Origin of the sequence: Aminobacter sp. BE322 (genome assembly GCF_050433525.1) — a bacterium.
In the GTDB taxonomy this organism is placed as follows: Bacteria; Pseudomonadota; Alphaproteobacteria; order Rhizobiales; family Rhizobiaceae; genus Aminobacter.
In genome coordinates, this window is sequence record NZ_JBNPXB010000012.1 from 54,929 (window position 1) to 75,058 (window position 20,130).

Consider the following 20,130-nt stretch of genomic DNA (forward strand, 5'->3'; position numbering starts at 1 on the left):
CACCCTATGGACCGTTGTCGAATACAGCCGCCATACCGGCGGCGGACAAGCCGTTGACAAGCTCGTCAGTCGCGGCGTTCGCGATGGCGCGAACCTCCTCGCCAACCTTCATGAGCGCGACCTGCGCCTCCTTCCTCTCCAAAATGACCTGCTCATAGAGCCTGTCGCTGATCTCTCCCTCGCGCGCCTCTCCGAAAAATGCGAAGAAAACGTCGCCCGGCCGGATCGCGCAATGGTCATTCGCAAAGGTTTCGAGGGTCCGAGCGCGCTCGTCTTGTCGCACCATTGCGCGGTAGCGGTTCAACAGGTCGGTCGGATCTTCGTCGTGGGTCATGGCGAAGACGATAGTCTCCGGAACGTCGCCGGGGCCGAGATGCGCCATGCCTTGCGCAAGCGATGCCAGCGCGACGGTTCGGGCCTTACAGCCAAAACGCATGAACATGGACTCGCGATCGACGATATCGCCGTTATCCGCAACTGCGAGTCGCGTTGGAGGGATGAAGGCGGCGATTGCCGTCGCCGTCGTACTTTGCGTGGCTTTCAATGTTCAAACTCCGGAAATGCGCTTCGGTCGCTCCAACAGATGCTGGATACGCTCGGTGGAGTTGCCCCTTAAAAACCGGACAGGATCAGGTTTCGGTTTGACGGTTTAAGAACTCACGAGGCGAGCGATACCCCAATGCCTTATGTGGGTGAAGGGCATTGTAGTGTTCGAACCATGAAGGCAGTTGCGCGATAACGGTTATTGCGTCCGGCAATGGGTTCACCGAGACGTAATCGCGCTTGAAGGTTTTGACAAAGGCTTCGGCCATTCCGTTGGACTGGGGGCTGCGAACGGGCGTCGAGCACGGCTCCATGCCGATATCGATGAGCAGCGACCTTGTATCCTTTGCGATGAAACAGGAGCCGTTGTCCGTCAGCCATTCGATTGGCTTTGGAAGGGTGTTGACGAGACCAAAGCGGTTCTCGACAGCGGTGATGACAAGGTCCTGGACGTCCTCGCTCTTGATGCCCGCGGTTGTTGCGACATGGGCGATGGCCTCACGATCACAGCAATCGAGAGCGAAGGCAACGCGCACCTTTTCCTTGTTGTCACAGCCGATTTCGAAGCCGTCTGAACACCAACGCAGGTTCGACTGCTCGACAGCAACACGGCCGTCATGGCGGCGCGTGTCGATCGCACCGGTGTGGCGCTGAAGGAGCATGCCGTGGACCTTCATCACCCGGTAGACGCGCTTGGCATTCGGCCATGGTCGGTCTTCGTTGCGGGCTTTACGGCGCAGGATCGCGTGAACCCGGCGATATCCGTAGGTCGGCATGTCGTCGATGATCGTCTTGATCTCATCCACCAGTTCCTGATCGGCGAGCGGCGGCCGCCCTCTGGCTCTGGAAGGACGTTGCTTCACACGTTGCGCGATGTTGGATCGGGCGATACCCAAGGTCTCGCAAACCGCCGTCATCGCGAACCGTCCTTCGGCAACGAGAGCGAGCGCAACAGGTGTTTTTTTGACCCTGATGCTATCTCAAGCGCTTCTTTGAGGATTTCGCCTTCCATCGTCTTTTTGCCGAGGAGGCGCTGAAGCTCTTTCACCTGGTTCTGAAGTGCCCTGTATTCGGATGCCGGCACCACCTCTTCCTGCGATGCGGTTGCCGTCAGCGCACCTTGCACCGCAAGTTTGCGCCAGGCGAACAACTGGTTCGGCTGAATGCCATGCCGTCGCGCAACGATGCTGACCGTGACGTCAGGCTCGTAGGTCTCCTGGACTATCGCAAGCTTCTCCGCTGTCGACCAGCGACGGCGGCGCTCAGGGCCGGACAGCACTTCAATCTTAGGCATATGACTGGTCATAATGGGCACACTACTCCTAACACTTAACAAGTGGGAGATCGTGTCCGGGGATTTAGGGGGCTACTACACTCGGTGGCAAGGGGAAGTTTGTTTAGATCCACGCCCGACGGCGACATTACGTTCTGAGAATATCTGACTGGTTGCATAATGCAAGCACCTTGGTTGCCGTCCAACATACTTTGAACGCAGGCGCTCCGTCTTTCGAAGTGACCCAGCCGCGATCGCGACTATCGTGCCCGGGAAGCGTGCGATCGAAGGGCGGGCCGACACCTCGCGACCTGTCCGGCTTCGGTCCTGCCGGGGTCGGGCGTCCGCGCAAGGGCTTGCGCCCTCCTCCACTCCGTTCCGGCGCTCCGCGTGCGCCGTACCCCCTGATGACCCCGGCCCCTGGACCGCCGTGACAGGTCGCGATTGGCGCGACCTCTGAAACGGAGGTTGAGAAAATGAAGAAAAGGCAGGAAAGCCAGCGCCCGGACATCTACACGCGCATTACCGGCAAGATTGTTGACGATCTCGAAAAGGGTGTCCGGCCCTGGATGCGACCCTGGCATGCTGCCAACACCGATGGACGGATCACCAGGCCGCTTCGCCACAATGGCCTTCCTTACAGCGGAATGAACGTGCTGCTCTTGTGGTCCGAAGGCATGGCGCGAGGCTTCGCGTCGCCTATGTGGATGACGTTCAAGCAGGCCCTGCAGCTGGGGGCGGCGGTGCGCGAGGGCGAGACAGGCACGACCGTCGTCTTCGCCAGCCGGTTTTCCAAGACGGAAGCGGATGGCGCTGGCGGCGAGGTGGAGCGGGAGATCCCGTTTCTCAAGGCGTATTCCGTCTTCAACGTCGAACAGATCGATCGGCTGCCGGACGATTATTATCTTCCGGGAGCGCCGGTCCGTGATCCGATCGAGCGGGTCGAAGAAGCCGATCGTTTCTTCCAGAACACCGGCGCGGTGATCCGTCACGGCGGCAACGAGGCATTCTTCCTGCCTGGCGCTGACATCATCCAGATGCCTCCGCTCCCCGCCTTCAAGGATGTGGCGAGCTACTATGCGACCCTCAGCCACGAGGCCACCCACTGGACTGCCCCGTCCAATCGTGTCGGCCGCGACCTCTCCCGTTACTCGAAGGACAAGAGCGAGCGGGCCCGTGAGGAACTGATCGCCGAACTCGGTAGCTGCTTCCTCTGCGCAGATCTCGGCATCACGCCCGAGCTGGAGCCGCGCCCGGACCATGCGTCTTACCTTGAGGCATGGTTGCGTGTGTTGTCCGGCGACAAGCGTGCGATCTTCCAGGCGGCCGCGCACGCGCAGCGCGCTGTCGCTTACCTTCACGGTCTCCAGCCGGCTGCGTTCGAAGCGCGGGAGGCAGCGTGATGAACGCCATCCCCTCCTCCCGCCTGTTGATCCTCGCCTGCTCGGCAACGAAGCGCGATGGCCCGGAATACCTGCCCGCGCTTGAACGCTATGACGGTCCGCTCTGGCGGACGCTTCGGGCGGTAGACCCCCATGGTGAGAAAGCGAAGATCGCCTTCCTGTCCGCCCATCTCGGCTTCCGTGCCGCTGACTGGCCGATCGAGATGTACGACGCCCGGATGACCGAGCAGATGGCGGCTGCCATGAAAACCGGCGATCTCGGCACGCGGTGGCCTCGCCCGAAGACCCAGCGTCGGGCGATGCCTTCCGGAGAGCATCCGGGCATGCATATCTACCACCTTTGCGGAGGAGCCGAACGTCGGGTCTTCCGCGACGTTGCGATGGTCGGAGGCCATCTCTATCTCGACGTCATGCGGCACCTTGTCAGCCTGTTCCGTCTCCGCGGCTATGTCGCCGACGATGCGCGGATCACGGAGATCAACGGTCCCATCGGCCTGATGCGCCGTGATCTCCGACGCTGGCTTGTCGAGAATGACGGGGAGGCGAACTGATGTTCTTTTCCCCGATCGACCGTGGCGAGTGGCTTGAGCCCTCCCCGATCCGGCTGCGCGCGCTGAGCCTCGGCGCCGGCGTTCAGTCGACTACGATGGCGCTTATGGCGGCTCATGGCGAGATCGGCCCGATGCCCGATTGTGCCATATTCGCGGATACCGGCTGGGAGCCGCGCGCCGTCTACGAGCACCTCGAATGGCTGATGTCGGACAATGTCTTGCCGTTCCCCGTCCATATCGTCTCGGCCGGCAACATTCGTGACGATCTCATGGCGGCCGGTGACGGCAACCGATGGGCATCCATTCCCGCGTTCGCCAAGACCGTCACGCCCGCCGGCGCGATCGTGCCCATCCTCGACGAGGACGAGGATGGCGAGATCATCGAGATCGGGTCGCGTAGCACTTCGCGCGAGACCACGTCCATCGGCATGATCCGCAGGCAATGCACGACTGACTACAAGGTGGTGCCAATACGACGCAAGGTCCGCGAGTTGGCGGGCCTTACGCGGAAGCGCTCACCCGACCATGCCGTGGTCGAGCAGTGGATAGGGATCAGCTGCGATGAGATCGTTCGGGCGAAGCCGAGCTTCGAGGCGTGGCAGACCAAGCGCTTCCCACTAATCGAGCAGCGGATGACCCGACGCGATTGCCTCGCCTGGCTGCGCCGCCATGGCTATCCCGAAGCTCCGAAATCGAGCTGCGTCGGGTGCCCCTTCCACGATAACGCAAGGTGGCGCTTCATGCGCGACCATGACCCGGACGCCTGGGCGGATGCGATCGAGGTCGACCGTGCGCTGCGCACGGGCCTTCGCGGTATCCGGGGGGAGGTCTATCTCCACCGCTCCTGTGTGCCGCTCGACGCCGCCGACCTTTCGACGGCTTCCGATCGTGGCCAGCTCGACCTCTGGCCGAACGAGTGCGAGGGGATGTGCGGTGTCTGATCGCTCCTCGCGCGCGCAGGTGAGAAATCCCCTCCTGCGCCTCCCGGCAGCGCAACGGATCCAGTGCCTTCCGCCCGAGGCGCGGCAGGCGCTTGCCGCGCTGTTGCTCGAACTGTCCCGCGATGCGCGGGACCACGCCAACCGAAGCTGGCGGCAAAACAAGGCGCCGATGGCTGCCTACTGGAAGGCAGTCAGCGTCTATGCCGGCCATCTTCACCGCATCACGCGCCCCGCGAAGGTCGAGATCGAGACCGGCGCGCACGCGCTCCATCCTGAACAGGATCAAAGAAGATCGTCCAATGAGCCCTCATGAAGCCGTCGCCCTCGCATACAGCGCGCGCCAGAGACAAGTCCGTCTCGCTGCCATGCTGTTTCGCAGCATGGGCTTTCAACTGAACCGGAGCAGCCTCAATCGGCTTGCCATGCGTATCGGCTACAACGGTGGCGACTGGCATGCTGCCGCGCGTCGGGAGGCCATCTATGTGCTCCATCTTGCGTTGTGCCCGAACCGGACGATCTGGCGCGGGAAAGGCTGGCGTGAACCGTTCACGATCGGCCTTTAACTGAGGGCATCGATGATGATGCCGACGTTCCGTCCCGACCTCACCACCTACTCGCATGAAGCTTTTCGGGGTGGTAAACGTCATTCATTTGCATTACATTACCCTCGAAGGAGTTCCTCATGGCTGCAAATGCACTCGTCCAGACACGCATCGATACCGAGATCCGCGACCGCGCCTCGGCCGTGCTCGAAAGCATGGGCCTCACGGTTTCCGATGCGGTTCGCATCCTGTTGACCCGCACGGCCAACGAGGGCGCGCTTCCGCTGGAACTCGTCACGAACAGCGCCGCACACGATGCTTGGTTCCGGGCGAAGGTCCGGGAGGCCCTGGACGATAGCCGCCCGGACATCCCCGACGATCAGGTGGAGGCGCATTTCGCGAAGCGCCGGGCCGCTGCCCGCAAGGCCGGCGATCCGAAGTCGTGAGGCTTGTCTGGTCGGCTTTCGCGCTCTCCGACCGCGATGCCATCTTCACGCATATCGAAGGCGAGAACCCCGCGGCCGCCATTGCGGTCGACGAACGGATTGCGGCCGCGGCGCACCGTCTCCGCGACTTTCCGGAGAGCGGCCGACCTGGCCGACTTTCCGGGACGCGCGAACTCGTCGTCACAGGCATGCCCTACCTCGCCGCCTATCTTGTCAGCGGAGAGATTGTGCGGATTCTTCGTGTTCTGCACGGCGCGCAACAATGGCCGGAGGACCTTCCTTCCGATTGAAATACGGAGCGCAGGAGCGGGGGGCAGTCGGTCCCGCCTCCCCTGCGGGCCGCTATGCTGAGGCTCCTGCGGCTGCCCTTTTTCCCGCTCCTACGCGTCGAGAATTCCCGAAATCCCGCCCTTATGGGCGGCGCTATGCTGATTTCTCCGATGCTCTTCTTCCTCGTCGACCGCGCCTTGCTCGCTGCGCGTCGCGCCGGCACGATCCGGCCGGCTCGCGTTACCCACGCTGTGGACGAGAGACGGCACTCCACGCTTTCGGAGGGTGACGGCAGCGGTTGAAGTCGTCGGGATGTTGCCGGCGGGAAAGAGATGGCCCGCCATTCCGCGCCCGAAGAGGCTGGGGGACGCGCCACGCCTTACGGCGGGCAGGCGCGGTATCCGTATCGCGACGAGCGGCCCGGACGAGGACGAAGCCACCGTGCCTATCGGCCGGCCAGGCCGATGGATGATCGATGCACATTGGGCGCTGTATCGGCCGAGTTGCATGAGATCGCCAAGGCACGCGGTCCTGCCGAGGGCCGCCCCCGCCGGCAACCGACACGGCCGCCGGCATGATCCGGGCCAGAGGCGCGGGTGTGCGGAGGAGCATGCGCTCGATCGGGCCGGGCCAAGCCAAGGAAACGCAGAGCGCGTAGCGCGGCCGGCGATCACAATGGCGCTGGCATGACGCGAGGGCTGACGATGACGGCCCGCCATCTCCAAAACCCATCCGGTCTGATCAACCCCGGCGCGGCCACCACGTCCTCGATGTGGCATGTCTGATCGGAGAGCGGCTGCGCCTCGATCGTCCTCCCGCAACGCCCGTCCGCAACTTTCTTCCCCTGCGAACAGGGTTCGCATTCCTCGCGGGACAAGAAAGCCGCTCCCGGCCGTCCTCCACCTTGTTCCGGCCTGAAGGTGCGGTCCGATCGTCCCCGATCCTTTCGACAGCCATCGAGGTCGCGATGGTCGCGACCCGAACAAACCGGAAGGATTTCGAAAATGGCTATTATCGGCAGCTTCACCACCACCGCCAACGCAATTACCGGCCAGGTCCGCACCCTGACGGTCTCCATGAAGGCCCGCCTCGTCCCGATCGAGCGCAGCTCGCAGAACGCCCCTGATTTCCGGATCATGTCCGGCATGGCCGAAGTCGGCGCCGGCTGGAAGGCGGTCTCGGAAGACGGCGAGCCCTACATCTCGGTCAAGCTCGACGACCCGAGCTTCAACGCCCCGATCAACTCGGCGCTGTGGCCGGCTGAAAAGGACGGCGACTACGACCTGGTCTGGAGCCGCCCGAAGCGCGAGGCCTGACACCTGGACTGCCCCGCCGCAAGGCGGGGCTCTTCCCTTGTCGTGGTGAAGCCGGAAGCAGGCATCGAGCCCGCTTCCGGCTTTTCAGGTGTTTGGCGGAAAAGGAGAGGTCTGGTGAGCGCGGCCGGCTCGCCACGACCGCGCAGGGCTTTTGCGGCGAACTCCGCCGCGTCAGCCGGGCAACCGCGTCGTGCGATGGCTCGTCGTGTTGCTCCTTGGCCTGTAGCCACGGGCGCGCCGCTGACGGAGCAGATCGAGAAATAGGCGAACGGCCTCTTCTTCCCGCTCGAAATGGTGGACCTTCTCCTGACCCGCCGTGCCGATGCGGCCCCAACGCCGTGTCAGGCAGCAATCGCCGAACAGCGTCGGCTCGATCGCCATGGCATAGTAGCGCGCCATGTTTTTCGTCGGGTCCGTCCGTTCGACATAGAGCTGGTAGGGTTGTGCGATCATGGAGGGATCGTCGCCGATCGCGGAATCCGTGTCCAACGACAGTTCTGAATCGATTACGTGCCAATGATTCATGGCCGTGATGATTGGCGGTCCCGGTAGAATGGTCTGGGCGAGCCGCCTTCGGCGACCGCGTGCTATGCGCCTGCGCACGGAGCCTGCCAGCAGTCTCCGCCCTATCGGGTAACGCCCACATCTCGCGGGATGAACCCGGCCGGTTCGACCGGCCCGCTCCATCACGAAGGGCCACCCTTCGCGCTTCCCCCGGCTGGTCGCCGGACACAGGCCGCGCCCCATCGGGCGCGGGGCTCTTCTTACGACGTCCAATTGTACGCCAGCCCGGAAAGCGTCAAGGACGGCGCGCCCGAGCCGATTTTATGCCGCCGCCGGCGACGTCAGAAAATCGGCCCAGGCGCTTGCAAGCCGCGTTCCGCGGTCCTTGACCCTCCCCGGGCAACAGCGTGGCCCCCCTTCCGTCATGACGAAAGGAGACATATCATGAATGATTTCAACGCACTGAAGCTCATCCCGATCGTTGTATCGTTCCGCGAGGACGTGGCTGTACGCGAACAGGCATGCAAGAGCGAATTCGCGCGCAGCCTTCACAGCACGCTTCTCGGCATGCTCGATGCGATGAAGGTCGATCTCGACAGGGAGGTCGAGGAGGAGAAAGCGCTTGCGCCTTTTCTGGGAACGCCGGAAGGCGACTTCTATTACCGGATCTACCACGTCTGCACGTTCTTCGAACATCGCTGGACCGCAAAGGGAGCAATCTCGATCCTGGATCCGATCGAGGAACTCGTCGTCATCGAGGACGACGCCTTCCCGTTTCCCGTCGAGTACAGCGAGGTGCCGGCCGACGAGATGGAAGGGCTTGCCGAGGTCATTGAAATGATCACGCAGCAGACGGGCGTCCGCTTCGTCGCGGCGCGCGTTTGAGATCAGGAAGGCAGGCCGCAGGGCCTGCCTTCCTTCTTCCCTTGGAAGCGAGCGTGCGCCGGCGGATCGACCGCCTTCGCACGCTGACCTGGCCGTTCGTTCCAGCTTTGTGATCCTACGAGGAATGCCGGCTGGCCGCCGGATGCGGACACGGCGCCTGCCGGCGCCGTGGGTTACCTCTCTCTGGTCGCCCATTGTCGCACCGCCTCTCCGGCGTCAAGGACATCGCGGTTCCCCCAATTTTCAGTCGACGCCCCGATGGGCGTCCCCGGAAAATCGGCACCCCCGCTCGCCGCCGCTGGCGGCCGCACACGGTCCCTGACCCCTCGATGCGCCGGTGCGGGCTCTTTCCGTCAGAGAGACGAAAGGAGAATTTCATGACCTGGGATCAAGCCCTCATGCTGATGGTGAAGCTCGCCGGCTTCAAGCTCATCGTCCGCGCCAACCGGCTCGGATGCGACACCGATCTCGCCCGTGATGCACACGATATGCTGACCGGCCATCTTGACGAGTTCCGCGAGGATCTCGACCGGGTTCTCGCTTTGTGGAACGAGTTGCTGGCCGAGCGTGACGCTGATGTGGCCGAGGATGTCGCCTACCAGTTGCGCGACATGCGCATCAGGGTCGAGCACTTCTGGCTCCACAACCATCATCCATATATCGCCGGTGGCTGGCGTCACGCCGATGACGCCGGCGGTTATCGCATCGCCGATGAATGTGACTACGAGCTGTTCGCGTCCCGCCATTGGGTGCGGCCTCTCGCGGACGACGAGCTGTGCGGCCTGCGGACTATCCTCGACCAGCTTGCCGGAGAGACGGGGCTGATCATCCCGGCCGTCGTGATCTACTACCGGCCCGATCCCGACCAGCCCGAGGCCCGGCGGTCCGATCCCTGCGATCCCGAGGCCCCCATCCCATGGTGACGTCGTTCGGGAAGGTGGCGGTAGCCGCATTCCCGCTTTTTTTGCGCCAATGCGGACGCGACCCCTGGCCGGGGCCGCGGTGCCTTCTCTTTCTGATCGCCCACTGTCGCACCGCCTCTCCGGCGTCAAGGACAGCGCGGTTCCCCCAATTTTCAGTTGACGCCCAAGGGGGCGCCCCCGGAAAATCGGCTCCCCCGCTCGCCGCCGCTGGCGGCCGCAGGCGGTCCCTGACCCCTCGATGCGCCGGTGCGGGCTCCTCCGCGTCAAAAACGCAAAGGAGACGCTGATATGTCCGATCCCTTCTACTACACGAAGCTCTACGCACGCCTTTCCGGCTGGCGGCTCATGGTGCTTGCGAACCGCTTCGGATGCGACGACGATTTTGCGCGCGAGTTGCACGACAACCTGCTCGAAGGATTGAGCGGCGTGATGTGGGAAGCCCGCAATATGAGCCAGCTCGAGCGCGACGTCCTCACCGCGACCGATCCGGAGGACCTGTCCCTGGCGAAGTTTCTTTATGAGGGGCACGCAGAAATCCTCGCGGAACGCAGGATCATCCTGCTGGACTATCTGGAGATCGACCACGAGACCCACGAGTACCGCCTGAATGGCGGCGAGTGGTTTTGCGCCTTGAGTGCGGACTGCGATGGCGTATCGGTGGACTACCCGACGACCGTCGAACTGGCCGACGAGGAGCTTGGCGGTCTGCGACCGATCATCCGCGGTATCGGAGCGGAAACCGGCATCGAGATCACCGTCGAACGCATCGATTACCGGTAGCCGGCCTGCGGGAGGCGGTCTTCGCCGCCTCCCGTCAATCTCGGCAAGGCCGTCGCCTCGCCGGACCCGTCTCTCCTGCCCGATGGTCCGCCCGGGCGTGGTGGCCCGCATCGGCAAGAGAGCTTCGTTCTTATCCTGACATCGTCGGGCAGGCCGGTAAAGCGGCCCGTGAAAGTGGCCCATCTCCCGCGCCAGTCCGCGAGCGGACCCGTGAAGATGGGCCACTTTCCGCGCCAGCCGCTTGACAGTCCCGCCCGCCGCCGTGGGGTCGGGCTGTGCTCCTCCCCCACTCTGTCCGGCAGGTGGCAGAGGCCATTCCGAAGAGAAAGGAAAGGCTTCGCCGGCGGGCGGCCGCCGGCACCTTCACCCTGCAACGAGGAAAGGACAGACCATGGATACGACGACCGACGACACGCTAGGCATCACGCTGGTAGAGAAGGGCCTGGCCCCAAATCTCGGGCTCCTCGACATCAACAATTCGTTGTCGGTTCCGCACGGCTTCGATCTGCCGGAGCCATGGAACCTGCCTTCGCGAATGTTCCGCTTCCCGGTCGAGGTCGCCTCGCCCGACAAGGATCAGCCGCGCAGGATCGGCCTGCGCCATCCCCTGCTTGCCGATCATCCTTATGTGCGCCACCTAGAAAAACTGCTCGGCTTTGAGATCGACCGGCGGGGCGCGCCGAACCGTTTCGGCTATACGAGCGGGCCGACCGCCCGCTGGTGGCACGCCGTCGATCTGGTCACCGCCGGTAAATGGCGGGAATTGCTGGAGACGCAGGCATTCACCGAGCCCGCCTGCATCATGCAGGCGATCGCCTTCGGCTGCCGCTACTCGCATCATGAGGACAGGAAGGCATCGGGCTACCTGTCCATCGCCGAGGCTCGCGAGATCATGCGCGTCCTTGGGGCGCGCGAACCGGCGGACCGCGGCGCGTCGGTTCGCGCTTTCTCGACCCCCAGCATCTGCCGTCAGGACAGCGGACGCGAGCATTGGCCCATCAATACCGGACGGCTCGCCGCCGAGGCTGTGGCCTGGGGCTTCATTCTCGGTATCGAGGACGGCTGGTTTCGCTATGACCGCTCCGGCTTCCTCCACTGGTCCGCGCCGGGCCGGGAGCGCTACGCCGCCGGCGACAGCGCCATCTACACGGAAGCCAGCGGTCAATCTGCCTTCGCGTTCTGAAGGCTATGGTCGCGTCGCCGAAAAATCACCGAGATCCGATCGCATACGGAGACCGCCGTCTGATGGTGCCGCCCGCCATGAAGCCGCTCGCGCCTTCGATCAATCGATTGGCCAGCCCACACAGGAGATAGCATGAGCCGCTATACAATTACCCTTGCCAAGGGCGAGAGGACCGACGATGAAGCCGTCCTCGGCTTCGATCCGCCCTTGCGCAGCTTCTTTCTTCAGGGTTTTGAGGCCGACGACGACTTCGGGACACCGGAAATCTGGCTCGGAACACTCCTTGAGGAGTTCCCGACCCTGGAGGGGATCATCGAGGCGGCGCGAGCGCAGGGATATGAGGTTCGCGACCTCGACCATGCCGACATGATCGCCATGCTTGCCGAAGCCGGTCAGAAATACGAGCCGTCGATCGCCGAGAAGCTCGGCTTCATCCTCTAGGCCTCCCTCCCCTTCCCTCGCGTTGAAGCCGGATACGGCATCGAGCCGCGTCCGGCTTCCGGGTGCCATGCGGAGAGGAAAAGTCTGCTCAGTCCGTCCGAGGATGCCATGGAGCCGGTCAGGCCTCAAGGACGCGCGGTTCCCCCAAATTTCAGACCCGTCCCTTGCGGGCCGCGCCAGAAATTCGGCACCCCCACGCGCCGCCGCTGGCGGTCGCTTTGCGATCCTTGACCCCTGCCCGCCCCCATGACCGGCGGCGTCGTCTTTCACAAACGTCAAGGAGACGACGATGACCTACGTTCTCGAAGCCACGATTGAGGAACTGCGCGCCGAGCTGCGCCATTGCGACCCGGCGGAGCGCGCTCAGATCCAGGCCGAACTGGATCAGGCCTATGCGGAACGCGAGGTCATCGTGGCCGAGCACGAAGGCCGCGTCAGCAGCGAGCCTCCCTTCTAGGGAGGCTTTCGCCATAGTCGCGTTCACCCATTTACAGGAATGCGGTATTTGCTGTATATTACAGCAAATCCAGCAAATACAGGAGATCGCCATGCCGCGTTCGGGTGGTTCCTATACGACCAGCGACCTATCCCGGAAATCCGGGGACATCATCGCCGAAGCCCTGCGCCGGCCGGTGACGATCACCCAGCGCAACAAGCCGCGCCTCGTCCTCCTCAACATCGACGACTACGAACGGCTGATGCGCCGTTCCGATGCCCGGTCCGCCGGCACCATAGAAACCATGCCGGACAGCCTCTTTGCAGACTTCGAAACTGCCGTCGAAGCCTATGCGGCCGAGGACGAGGGCTTGAAGTCATGAGCTATGACACCATCCAGACCGCAACCGTCATCCGCTACCCCTATCTTTGGGCCAGAGAGGCGCGGGCGGGAGAGACGGAGGGCCGCAAGGAGCGGCCGGTCGCCGTCGGCGTCCGCCTTCCCCGGCCCGATGGCGATCTGGTTCTCTTTTTCCCGATCAGCACCAAGCAGCCGGAGGCTTCGCGGTTCTCCGCCGAAATCCCGGCGATCGAGAAGCGCCGCGCCGGCCTCGATACCGATCTGCGGCTCTGGATCATTCTCGACGAATTCAACACCGATATCGTCGGCCAGTCCTTCTACATTGAGCCGGAACCGCCGATCGGCCGCTTCAGCAAGGCCTTCTTCCTGCCTCTGCTGCGTACCTTCATCGCCCGGCGGAAGGAATTTGCCGAGGTCAGCCGCTTCCGCTGACCTCGCGCCGCAACCCATCGCCGATTCGGCTTTGATGCCGCTTGCGATCACTCGCACCAGCTCCGTCGCGATCCTTCCCATCGGCGGGCCAGACCTTCGCCAACCAGCACCTCGCCGATAGATCGCCCCTCGCGCGTCACCATGCGCAGCTTGCGTCCGTACCGGTCTTCGGAGCGCCAGCCAGCGACGAGCGAAAACGGCCCCGCATTCAGCAGCTCCCGGAGGCGACGTTTGATCGTGTCGAAGATCTGCGGCACGCGACTGTTAAGCGCATCAGTCAGCAGCTCACCTGCATGCCGGCGGCCGGTCCCCCATTCCGATGTGCCGACGGCGAGATAACCAAGCTGGCGCGCATCGACAGTCCAGGAAGCCAGTTCCGGCATATGATGGATCTTGATGTCGACGTTCATTGTCTCCTTGACGAAGGCCACTACATCGAGGGCGGGGATCCACGGCGCGCCGAGACGCGCGGTGATGTCGGACGGGCGAAGATCGACCGGCTGCACGCCCTGCAGGGCCGTGACGTTGCGCTCGTAGACTGGATCGAGAAGGGCAGCGGCTTCCGCGACCTTCAGCTTGTCGCGGACACGGCCTGACAGATAGGCATCAGCCATCTGCCACGAGCCGTCGGCGGGGTCCTGGAAGATCGCGCTGCCAAGCTCGGAGACAACGTCCTGCGGATCACAGTGCAGCAGCTCGGCGATATGATCGACATCGACCCGGCCCCGTTCATTGAGAACGACGGCGAGCGCGTCGGCCGCGCTGGAAATCACCGGCGGCGCCGGCGGAGAGATAACGCGCTCCGTGAAAATCGGTCCGGGTCTGGCCGTGTCGTTTTCGAGATCGTAGTCCTCGATCGAGGCGACCAGCCAGCAATCGGGGTCGTCGAGGAAGGGCTGGAGATTGGGACGCCGATGGCTTTCGCGCGTCTCGCCGGTCTCCACGTCCTCGCTGATCGAGACGGTGGTGTGGTTGATCGGTCCGAAGTCACGAACGAAACTCGACCAGGCAATGCGCAGCCTGAACTGAATACCTTGACAGGGCTGGTCCAGTTCCTGGGCTTTCAGCACCTCGCGCACCGCATCGCGGACCGGGATAAGCTTGCGGATGATGCGGACGTGCTTTTCGGGAATGCCGTCGCCGCCCCGGCCCTTGCGCGCCTTGATCGCAACCGGCTCGCCGTCGATGATTTGCATCAGGCCGCGTGCGTTGTCGAAGAAGAAGCTCCCTTCACGCACATGCCGGCCATTGGGCAGATCGACGCCGGTCTGATTGCCCGCTCCATCCAGATCAGGATCGATTTCCGAGGGTTCGCCGTCATAGCGGTCTTCCGGAAGGAGATTGACGGCGACCGACAAGGCCGCATGAAGATTCTCGCCGTCGCGGGGCACGCATGTGTAGGTCTCGCCGAAGGGACCAGAGGTCAGCGCATGCGTGCCGAGCACAAAATCCGGGTGGCGCGCCAACCAGCGGTTGACACGGATCGCGCCCTCATCGGCTGTGGCCGGCCGGACCTCCTCGGTGTCAAGCCAGGACTGGTCGCCTTCCGGCTCGCCCGACTTGCGCTTGCGGAAAAACAGGATGTCGACAACGACATCCGTCCCGGCGTCCGCGCGGAAACTTCCCTCGGGCAGCCGGACCGCAGCGATCAGGTCCGACGACTTCGCGATATGCTTACGCGCGCTGCGGTCGGCCTTGTCCATCGTGCCCGAGCTGGTGACGAAGGCCGCGAAGCCGCCCGGCTTCAACAGGTCGATCGACCGCGCGATGAAGTAGTCGTGCAGGCGCAAGGACAGCGATCGATAGGCCCGGTCGGAACGGACCGTTCGGTCGGAAAAGGGCGGATTTCCGATGGCGAGATCGAAGCTCGATGGCAATTCCGTGCGGGCGAAATCGGCGGTGACGATGCGCGCCTGCGGCTGCAACAGCCGGGCGATGCGCGCCGTGACCGGATCGAGCTCGATGCCGGTGACATGGGAGACGTCGCGCAGGCCTTCCGGCATGAGCGCTGCAAACAGCCCCGTGCCAATGCCTGGCTCCAGTACACGCCCGCCGCGCCATCCCATGCGCTTGAGACCCGACCAGATCGCCCGGACGATGAACTCCGGCGTAAAATGGGCGTACTGGGTGCAGCGTGCGAGGGAAGCATAATCGCTCTCGCCGACGGCATCCTCCAGATCGATGCTAATTTCATCCCAGCCCTTGCGGAAATCGATCTCGCCAGGCCGGCGAAAGACGCCATTGGCTAGATCGGACGCACCGAAACCTGTGAAACGGATCAGTTGCGCTTGTTCTTCAGCGGTCGCCGGGCGCTCATCCGCGTCGATTTTCGCCGCGAGCCGGATCGCAGCAACGTTGTCGCGGGCGCGCTCCTTCCAGCCCTGCGCGAGACCTCGGTCGTCGGTGAGATAGAAGTTCGAACCACGTTCCCGGACGGGCTTGGAGGGTGCGCGGGCGGCAGCTGCGATCGGCATCGCCGGCGCCGGGGACGATGGGTCGGGATCGTCGTCGGGTTCAAAGTTGCCGGCAAAGGCCATCACGCCAAGACCGAGACCGGACGAAAGGGCTGTATTGCCGAAAAGATCGATGGTGAAAGGGTCGTCGTGCGACATGTTGTTTCTCCTAGCTGAAGGCGCACTTCGCCGCTCCGCTGGTGTCCTCCAGCAGGCTCGACATGTGCGGATGTTCGGGATTGGGGTGCGAGCGGCCGCCAGACGGCGCCCATCGCGGAAATGCTAGTCCTGCTGGACTGCGAGGAGCTGCATCGAGTTCGGCTGCAAGACGATCTTCAGATGCGTGCAGCCGGGCCTGGCCGCGATCAGCTTCACGAGCATGAAGCCATCGAGAAACTCGATTCCGTCATCCCCGCCGAAATGCTGACGCTTGTAGTGCCAGTAATCGGGGTTGGTCTTCGGGTTGCACTCTTCGGCATAGACGACGAACGGACGCTGCCCTTCCGCGAGCTTGCCGTTGGAGAGGATGTAGACGCCCTCGTCGCCGACCAGCCAGACACCGGGCTTTTCATCACGGCCGGGATAAAGCCCATAATGAGGATTGCGGAAGCCGCCGTTGACGTAGGCGTCGAGCCGCCCGCGCATCATCACGACGCGGACATCCGTCACGGAAAAGGTGAACATCGCCTCCTCCCCTCATGCCGCGATTGCGTCGGGGAGGTAGCGCAGATGCACCGGCAGCTTGGCTGCGATCTCCGCATCCGTGAGGTCGTCGAGCAGCTTGACCTCGCGGCTTCGGTCGCGACCGAAGAACAGGACCGTTCGCCGCCCGCGCTGCGCCTGCGGAAAGCGCCAATCGGCATAGCCGCGGTATTCGTCGTGGCTTGAACTCCAGATATGCTCGATCCGCTCTTCGCGGGTCATTGCACGGACTGGACGGCTTTCCCGCTCGACAATGGCGGCGCGCATGTGTGCGGGCGAACCCTTGTCGGCAAGGTCGCAATAGGCGTGGAAGAACCGCATCCGGTCGTCGATCTTCAGGGTGAAGAAGACGCTGGTGATGCAGCCCGTCAGGAATTCCCGCATGGCGAACATCTCGCCGTTCATGAAGAGCGGCGGCAGGATGTTGAACATGTAATCATGCTCGATCTCGGTAAGCTCGAACCACTCCCCGCGATAGAGGCCGGCATCGGCATCCTCGAAACGATTGGGGCGCTGCGTGTGGCGATCGAACATGCGGAACATCTGCCGGCGGTCGGCAATACCCTGGTAGACTTTGCGGATTGGAGAAGAGGGGTTCATTGGCGGGCTCCTTCAGCCTCGTCGGACTGGAGCGCGACGCATCCTCGGGGATCACCATCATCTTCAGCCCTTCCTGACCCCTCCCCAGCGGCCGCCTCTCCGTCCGGCCGGGTCAAGTGCCGGCGGAGCCGGGCGAAGCTTCACACTTGACGCGGCTGGCGGGTATGCGGCAGCCGGGTTTCATTCGTTTTATTTCCTTCTTCTTCCTCCCCAATTCGGCCGCATGCCCGGGCTGATCCGCCGATGAGCCGCGCACTCGTCTTCGCCCCAATCCTCGTCGCTACCGGCGAGATCATCTTGGAGATCTACACGCCAGAGCTAAGTCGGCCGATGTGGAAGCTGCGAAGCTGGAGGCCGCGTCAAGACTTGGCGCGCCATTGCGGATCGAGATGACGACGGCGAAGGTCGGGCCAGCGATCCTCGATCGCGCATCATGAGCGCTGGAGGTGCCGGTCTGCCCGATCAGGCGATTGCCCCCTCCTTCAGCATCGCATTCCAGTCCTCCGCACGCGGCTTCAGACGTTCGAAGTCGCAGGAGAGTTCACCGGCAAGCTCACGCAACCGCGCCACGAACGCTTCGCCCTGCGTGTTCGCATCGGTCGCGGCGACGAAGCGGACATCGGGCCGTTCCCCCAACATGCGAATGGCGCCGTCGGTGGCCGGCGACCAGCCGCCGCCAGTGCTGACATAAAGCGTATCGCGCCGGGCCTTCTCGATCGCGCCAAGGCTCATGGCATCGATGGCGGCTTCGGTTACGCAGATGCGAGCGGCGCCCTTGAACCCGAAGCGGAACAAGACCTTGCTGCCGCCGGTTGCAAAGCCGCGCCATTCGGGACCACGTTCCTCCCAACCGGTGACCACGCCATCGGCACCCTGATGAGCGGCCCACATGCTCCCACGCGGCCCTTCCCGCAGAAGGTCCTGGGCGATGGCTGCCCGGAGGACCTGTTCGGGAATGTGCCGGTCGTCGCGCAGATATCGCCAGGTTGCCGACCCGCGCCAGGGCTTGCGCCGGGCACCCCAACGATCCGGTATGGATTGGTCAGGTTCCGCCTCGCGCGACTGTCGTTTCCATTCTGGCTCGCGGGGCTCGAAGCCGACCAGGGACGCGACTTGCACAAACGCTTCCAGAAAATCGCCGCCGTCCAGATGCTGAACGAGCGAATAGACATCACCCTTGGCGTCGGAGAGCGGATCAAACCAGCCCTTGCCATCGTGGATAACGATGATGATGTCATCGCCACGGCGATACTTCACTGCCTTGCGCGTGCTTTCCTTCAAGTCGATCGCGAACCCTCCGGTCTCCAGCACGGCCGCACAACCCACCCTGCCTCGCAGCTCTTCGATATCCGCTTTTTCCATTCTTTTCTCCCAGCGGCCTTTCGGCCGACCTTTCATTCAGTTTATCTTCTCCGCACACTTCGCGGAACACCTTAGCGACCGGCGCGAAGAGCAAAGGGGGCAAGGGCGCGGCTCCTGCCGCGGCGCAGCTTACCTTGCGGCCTGCCGCTCGCAAGCGGCACGCCGGGCAAGAGACGGTTCAATGAACCGGCTGGCCACCCGTGTAGGGGTCGTAAAAGTAGAGGGCGTTGACCTCGTCGTCATCGAGGTCGTCGGCAGGAAGAACGCCGTATGCGTCTTCATCGACCTTGAAGAGGATGACCGGCGTCATCAGGGTGCGCGCGAGGTTCCAGGCGTGGTTCTGAGCGAGGCTGAGTTCTTGCGACATGGTGTGACTCCCGTAGCTGCGGGGACCATTCCCCGCTCGACAGGCGCCCGTCGGTTCCGGCCTGGACCACGATCACCGCGTTGGCGAAGCCATAAGCGGCGGCACGCTTGCGTAGTCCGACCCCTCGCGGGTTGATCGACAAGGTCCGGGCTGGAACAAGGGAAATAAGCCGATAAGAGCGGGGGTGGTCTTTGCGCCTGAGCCGCATTTCCAGCACGAACCGTCGCGGATTCATGCCGCAGACAGCGCCGGCTGATGCATGCCGCTATCATCAAGGTCTTTGCGAGGACCGGTTCTTCCTGTACCGACGATGTCGCCACCATCAAAAGCCGACAGCCAATTTGATCGGCCTGACCACGGAGATCGTTGCCGCTTACGTCAGCAACAGTTCCGTACCCAGGGCTGAGCTTCTGCGGCTCATTGCCGAAGGCCGTCCTGCTGCCGGCGACTGAGGCGCGGTCGCGCGAACGCGACTGCCCCAAGCAAAAAGCGGACGAAAGCGCCCGCAGCAAACACGGTCGAGCCTGCCGCGCCGCCTCGACCTCGCCTCTGGCCACCCAGCATCGACCTTTCTCCGGTCCGGACGCCTTCCTTCGTCTAAAACGCGAAGAGACCGCGACAAATCCGTTCGTTTTCGGTATGGATTCAGTTGAGGCAGCGACGCACTGCCTCAAGGGCGTCGAAACCCTTACCAGCGGTATGGAATCAACCGGGATGATTCCAACCTCCTTGACCTTATGGTCGGGGAGCCTGTGGCGTATACAACAGGCTCACCGAGCTAAAGGCCATGGGGCCGTCTGGTACGGTTTCGAACTCCCCGATCACCAAGGGGTCAATGAGCATCGCAGAGCGGGGGCGCACCGCGAGCGATGGCTTCGAAACCGGATAATGACAACGGGTAGTTCCGAGGCAAGGGCGAAGCTTGGCTTCCAGCTTATTCACGATGTGATGCTGCATCAGGTCGTTGGATTCCCGCTGGCCGGCGAGACGCCAGGCGCACGACTACGGCAATACGCGATGGTAACGGTTATCCTAGACCTGCACTGCAAGGGCGAGCCGATAACGATTTCCAATATTGTCGCTGTCACCGGGATGACGCGCGGTGCTGCCGATGAGGTTCTTGGCGCCCTTGGAAGAAGGGGACTCATCGAAGGATCCTGGACAAAAAACTCAATGGGCCGAGGTCAAGCAAGGGAGTACCGGATCGCTGGAAGGCTTAATGTCGATATTGCCGGCCTACTCGATAACCTTCGCCCCTCATGAGCGTCGGGATCAATCTGACAATCGGCAGGGGTCATTCGCTGCCGGTTTGCATCTGGCAATCATTCCGCTGAAACAACCATCTAGCCTCGGGCAATTCAGAGGATGCCGAGCAAGGCCCAACGTCGCGCCTACCAGTTCGGGACGCGGCGCAAAG

Annotated in this window: 24 protein-coding genes and 2 pseudogenes; 17 read left to right on the plus strand and 9 right to left on the minus strand. The window is 63.3% G+C overall.

Annotated elements, in window-relative coordinates; genetic code table 11:
- Window positions 1-4 precede the first annotated feature (4 nt).
- Both J2X50_RS16980 and J2X50_RS16985 read right to left on the minus strand, forming a co-directional pair.
- The gene (locus tag J2X50_RS16980) at window positions 5-544 is read right to left on the minus strand and encodes a hypothetical protein (protein ID WP_306041189.1); all 540 of its coding nucleotides are present in this window, start codon (window positions 542-544) and stop codon (window positions 5-7) included.
- Window positions 545-629: 85 nt separating this feature from the next.
- Window positions 630-1,849 (minus strand): IS3 family transposase gene (locus tag J2X50_RS16985; protein WP_306041191.1). Its coding sequence is split into 2 segments (ribosomal slippage): window positions 630-1,510 and window positions 1,510-1,849, totalling 1,221 coding nucleotides; the frame shifts between segments, so codons are not numbered across the junction.
- Between the two features lie 443 nt (window positions 1,850-2,292).
- Between J2X50_RS16985 and J2X50_RS16990 the strand changes: the two genes are divergently transcribed.
- The 8 genes from J2X50_RS16990 (at window position 2,293) to J2X50_RS17025 (ending at window position 7,285) form a co-directional block, all read left to right on the plus strand.
- A complete protein-coding gene (locus J2X50_RS16990; RefSeq protein ID WP_306041192.1) occupies window positions 2,293-3,219 on the plus strand; it encodes an ArdC family protein in 927 nt (308 codons plus the stop codon).
- On the plus strand, window positions 3,219-3,770 hold the full coding sequence (locus tag J2X50_RS16995) for a hypothetical protein (RefSeq protein ID WP_306041194.1): 552 nt from the start codon (window positions 3,219-3,221) through the stop codon (window positions 3,768-3,770). Before J2X50_RS16990 ends, J2X50_RS16995 begins: the two co-directional genes overlap by 1 nt.
- Window positions 3,770-4,711, plus strand: a complete 942-nt coding sequence (locus J2X50_RS17000) for a hypothetical protein (RefSeq protein WP_306041196.1) — start codon at window positions 3,770-3,772, stop codon at window positions 4,709-4,711. Before J2X50_RS16995 ends, J2X50_RS17000 begins: the two co-directional genes overlap by 1 nt.
- Entirely contained in the window at window positions 4,704-5,024 is a 321-nt protein-coding gene (locus J2X50_RS17005; RefSeq protein WP_306041198.1) for a hypothetical protein, read from the plus strand. Before J2X50_RS17000 ends, J2X50_RS17005 begins: the two co-directional genes overlap by 8 nt.
- The gene (locus tag J2X50_RS17010; RefSeq protein ID WP_306041199.1) at window positions 5,011-5,274 is read left to right on the plus strand and encodes a hypothetical protein; all 264 of its coding nucleotides are present in this window, start codon (window positions 5,011-5,013) and stop codon (window positions 5,272-5,274) included. Before J2X50_RS17005 ends, J2X50_RS17010 begins: the two co-directional genes overlap by 14 nt.
- Window positions 5,275-5,393: 119 nt before the next feature.
- Window positions 5,394-5,699: a type II toxin-antitoxin system RelB/DinJ family antitoxin gene (locus tag J2X50_RS17015; protein WP_306041201.1), complete on the plus strand. Its 306-nt coding sequence runs from the start codon at window positions 5,394-5,396 to the stop codon at window positions 5,697-5,699.
- Window positions 5,696-5,989 (plus strand): type II toxin-antitoxin system RelE/ParE family toxin, encoded by a 294-nt coding sequence (locus J2X50_RS17020; RefSeq protein ID WP_306041203.1) that lies wholly within the window; start codon window positions 5,696-5,698, stop codon window positions 5,987-5,989. Before J2X50_RS17015 ends, J2X50_RS17020 begins: the two co-directional genes overlap by 4 nt.
- A 984-nt stretch (window positions 5,990-6,973) precedes the next feature.
- Window positions 6,974-7,285 (plus strand): DUF736 domain-containing protein, encoded by a 312-nt coding sequence (locus J2X50_RS17025; protein WP_306041206.1) that lies wholly within the window; start codon window positions 6,974-6,976, stop codon window positions 7,283-7,285.
- A gap of 171 nt (window positions 7,286-7,456) precedes the next feature.
- Here J2X50_RS17025 and J2X50_RS17030 read toward each other — a convergent pair whose 3' ends face one another.
- Window positions 7,457-7,810 (minus strand): WGR domain-containing protein, encoded by a 354-nt coding sequence (locus J2X50_RS17030; RefSeq protein ID WP_306041208.1) that lies wholly within the window; start codon window positions 7,808-7,810, stop codon window positions 7,457-7,459.
- A 423-nt stretch (window positions 7,811-8,233) separates the two neighbouring features.
- Here J2X50_RS17030 and J2X50_RS17035 point away from each other — a divergent pair, with 423 nt between their 5' ends.
- The 8 genes from J2X50_RS17035 to J2X50_RS17070 all read left to right on the plus strand — a co-directional run bounded on the left by J2X50_RS17035 (window position 8,234) and on the right by J2X50_RS17070 (window position 13,229).
- Window positions 8,234-8,674, plus strand: coding sequence for a hypothetical protein (locus tag J2X50_RS17035; RefSeq protein ID WP_306041210.1), 441 nt, complete (start codon window positions 8,234-8,236; stop codon window positions 8,672-8,674).
- Between the two features lie 377 nt (window positions 8,675-9,051).
- Entirely contained in the window at window positions 9,052-9,597 is a 546-nt protein-coding gene (locus J2X50_RS17040) for a hypothetical protein (RefSeq protein ID WP_306041212.1), read from the plus strand.
- Between the two features lie 288 nt (window positions 9,598-9,885).
- Window positions 9,886-10,377 carry a hypothetical protein gene (locus J2X50_RS17045; protein WP_306041215.1) on the plus strand — a complete coding sequence of 164 codons (492 nt, stop codon included), beginning with the start codon at window positions 9,886-9,888 and terminating at the stop codon, window positions 10,375-10,377.
- A gap of 391 nt (window positions 10,378-10,768) precedes the next feature.
- A complete protein-coding gene (locus J2X50_RS17050) occupies window positions 10,769-11,560 on the plus strand; it encodes a hypothetical protein (protein WP_306041217.1) in 792 nt (263 codons plus the stop codon).
- A gap of 132 nt (window positions 11,561-11,692) precedes the next feature.
- Window positions 11,693-12,001, plus strand: a complete 309-nt coding sequence (locus J2X50_RS17055) for a hypothetical protein (RefSeq protein WP_306041219.1) — start codon at window positions 11,693-11,695, stop codon at window positions 11,999-12,001.
- Window positions 12,002-12,290: 289 nt separating this feature from the next.
- Complete coding sequence (locus J2X50_RS17060; RefSeq protein WP_306041221.1) at window positions 12,291-12,458, plus strand: hypothetical protein; 168 nt, start codon at window positions 12,291-12,293, stop codon at window positions 12,456-12,458.
- A gap of 91 nt (window positions 12,459-12,549) precedes the next feature.
- Window positions 12,550-12,819 (plus strand): type II toxin-antitoxin system prevent-host-death family antitoxin, encoded by a 270-nt coding sequence (locus J2X50_RS17065; protein ID WP_306041222.1) that lies wholly within the window; start codon window positions 12,550-12,552, stop codon window positions 12,817-12,819.
- Window positions 12,816-13,229, plus strand: coding sequence for a hypothetical protein (locus J2X50_RS17070; protein ID WP_306041224.1), 414 nt, complete (start codon window positions 12,816-12,818; stop codon window positions 13,227-13,229). The genes J2X50_RS17065 and J2X50_RS17070 overlap by 4 nt, the downstream gene beginning before the upstream one ends.
- Before the next feature lie 47 nt (window positions 13,230-13,276).
- On the opposite strand, the pseudogene J2X50_RS17075 reads toward J2X50_RS17070, so the two are convergent.
- The 6 genes and pseudogenes from J2X50_RS17075 to J2X50_RS17100 all read right to left on the minus strand — a co-directional run.
- Window positions 13,277-13,471 (minus strand): annotated as a pseudogene (locus J2X50_RS17075) (thermonuclease family protein); the annotation flags it as partial.
- A pseudogene (locus J2X50_RS17080) lies at window positions 13,460-15,841 on the minus strand (Eco57I restriction-modification methylase domain-containing protein); the annotation flags it as partial. The pseudogenes J2X50_RS17080 and J2X50_RS17075, both read right to left, overlap by 12 nt.
- Before the next feature lie 123 nt (window positions 15,842-15,964).
- The gene (locus J2X50_RS17085) at window positions 15,965-16,366 is read right to left on the minus strand and encodes a DUF3085 domain-containing protein (protein ID WP_018431447.1); all 402 of its coding nucleotides are present in this window, start codon (window positions 16,364-16,366) and stop codon (window positions 15,965-15,967) included.
- A gap of 12 nt (window positions 16,367-16,378) precedes the next feature.
- A complete protein-coding gene (locus J2X50_RS17090) occupies window positions 16,379-16,984 on the minus strand; it encodes a DUF1419 domain-containing protein (RefSeq protein ID WP_026227913.1) in 606 nt (201 codons plus the stop codon).
- Between the two features lie 462 nt (window positions 16,985-17,446).
- On the minus strand, window positions 17,447-18,346 hold the full coding sequence (locus tag J2X50_RS17095) for a DUF3991 and toprim domain-containing protein (protein WP_026227912.1): 900 nt from the start codon (window positions 18,344-18,346) through the stop codon (window positions 17,447-17,449).
- Window positions 18,347-18,524: 178 nt separating this feature from the next.
- Window positions 18,525-18,713 (minus strand): hypothetical protein, encoded by a 189-nt coding sequence (locus J2X50_RS17100; RefSeq protein ID WP_011578758.1) that lies wholly within the window; start codon window positions 18,711-18,713, stop codon window positions 18,525-18,527.
- 420 nt (window positions 18,714-19,133) lie between these two features.
- Between J2X50_RS17100 and J2X50_RS17105 the strand changes: the two genes are divergently transcribed.
- Window positions 19,134-19,976 (plus strand): hypothetical protein, encoded by an 843-nt coding sequence (locus tag J2X50_RS17105; RefSeq protein WP_246259486.1) that lies wholly within the window; start codon window positions 19,134-19,136, stop codon window positions 19,974-19,976.
- Window positions 19,977-20,130 lie beyond the last annotated feature (154 nt).

Coding starts and splice junctions, on each gene's coding strand:
- J2X50_RS17025 (WP_306041206.1), top strand. CDS start 6,974: ATGGCTATTATCGGCAGCTTCACCACCACCGCCAACGCAATTACCGGC.
- J2X50_RS17070 (WP_306041224.1), top strand. CDS start 12,816: ATGAGCTATGACACCATCCAGACCGCAACCGTCATCCGCTACCCCTAT.
- J2X50_RS17030 (WP_306041208.1), bottom strand. CDS start 7,810: ATGAATCATTGGCACGTAATCGATTCAGAACTGTCGTTGGACACGGAT.
- J2X50_RS17090 (WP_026227913.1), bottom strand. CDS start 16,984: ATGAACCCCTCTTCTCCAATCCGCAAAGTCTACCAGGGTATTGCCGAC.
- J2X50_RS17060 (WP_306041221.1), top strand. CDS start 12,291: ATGACCTACGTTCTCGAAGCCACGATTGAGGAACTGCGCGCCGAGCTG.
- J2X50_RS17100 (WP_011578758.1), bottom strand. CDS start 18,713: ATGTCGCAAGAACTCAGCCTCGCTCAGAACCACGCCTGGAACCTCGCG.
- J2X50_RS17095 (WP_026227912.1), bottom strand. CDS start 18,346: ATGGAAAAAGCGGATATCGAAGAGCTGCGAGGCAGGGTGGGTTGTGCG.
- J2X50_RS17045 (WP_306041215.1), top strand. CDS start 9,886: ATGTCCGATCCCTTCTACTACACGAAGCTCTACGCACGCCTTTCCGGC.
- J2X50_RS17040 (WP_306041212.1), top strand. CDS start 9,052: ATGACCTGGGATCAAGCCCTCATGCTGATGGTGAAGCTCGCCGGCTTC.
- J2X50_RS16995 (WP_306041194.1), top strand. CDS start 3,219: ATGAACGCCATCCCCTCCTCCCGCCTGTTGATCCTCGCCTGCTCGGCA.
- J2X50_RS16990 (WP_306041192.1), top strand. CDS start 2,293: ATGAAGAAAAGGCAGGAAAGCCAGCGCCCGGACATCTACACGCGCATT.
- J2X50_RS17055 (WP_306041219.1), top strand. CDS start 11,693: ATGAGCCGCTATACAATTACCCTTGCCAAGGGCGAGAGGACCGACGAT.
- J2X50_RS17015 (WP_306041201.1), top strand. CDS start 5,394: ATGGCTGCAAATGCACTCGTCCAGACACGCATCGATACCGAGATCCGC.
- J2X50_RS17085 (WP_018431447.1), bottom strand. CDS start 16,366: ATGTTCACCTTTTCCGTGACGGATGTCCGCGTCGTGATGATGCGCGGG.
- J2X50_RS17010 (WP_306041199.1), top strand. CDS start 5,011: ATGAGCCCTCATGAAGCCGTCGCCCTCGCATACAGCGCGCGCCAGAGA.
- J2X50_RS17035 (WP_306041210.1), top strand. CDS start 8,234: ATGAATGATTTCAACGCACTGAAGCTCATCCCGATCGTTGTATCGTTC.
- J2X50_RS17065 (WP_306041222.1), top strand. CDS start 12,550: ATGCCGCGTTCGGGTGGTTCCTATACGACCAGCGACCTATCCCGGAAA.
- J2X50_RS17050 (WP_306041217.1), top strand. CDS start 10,769: ATGGATACGACGACCGACGACACGCTAGGCATCACGCTGGTAGAGAAG.
- J2X50_RS17000 (WP_306041196.1), top strand. CDS start 3,770: ATGTTCTTTTCCCCGATCGACCGTGGCGAGTGGCTTGAGCCCTCCCCG.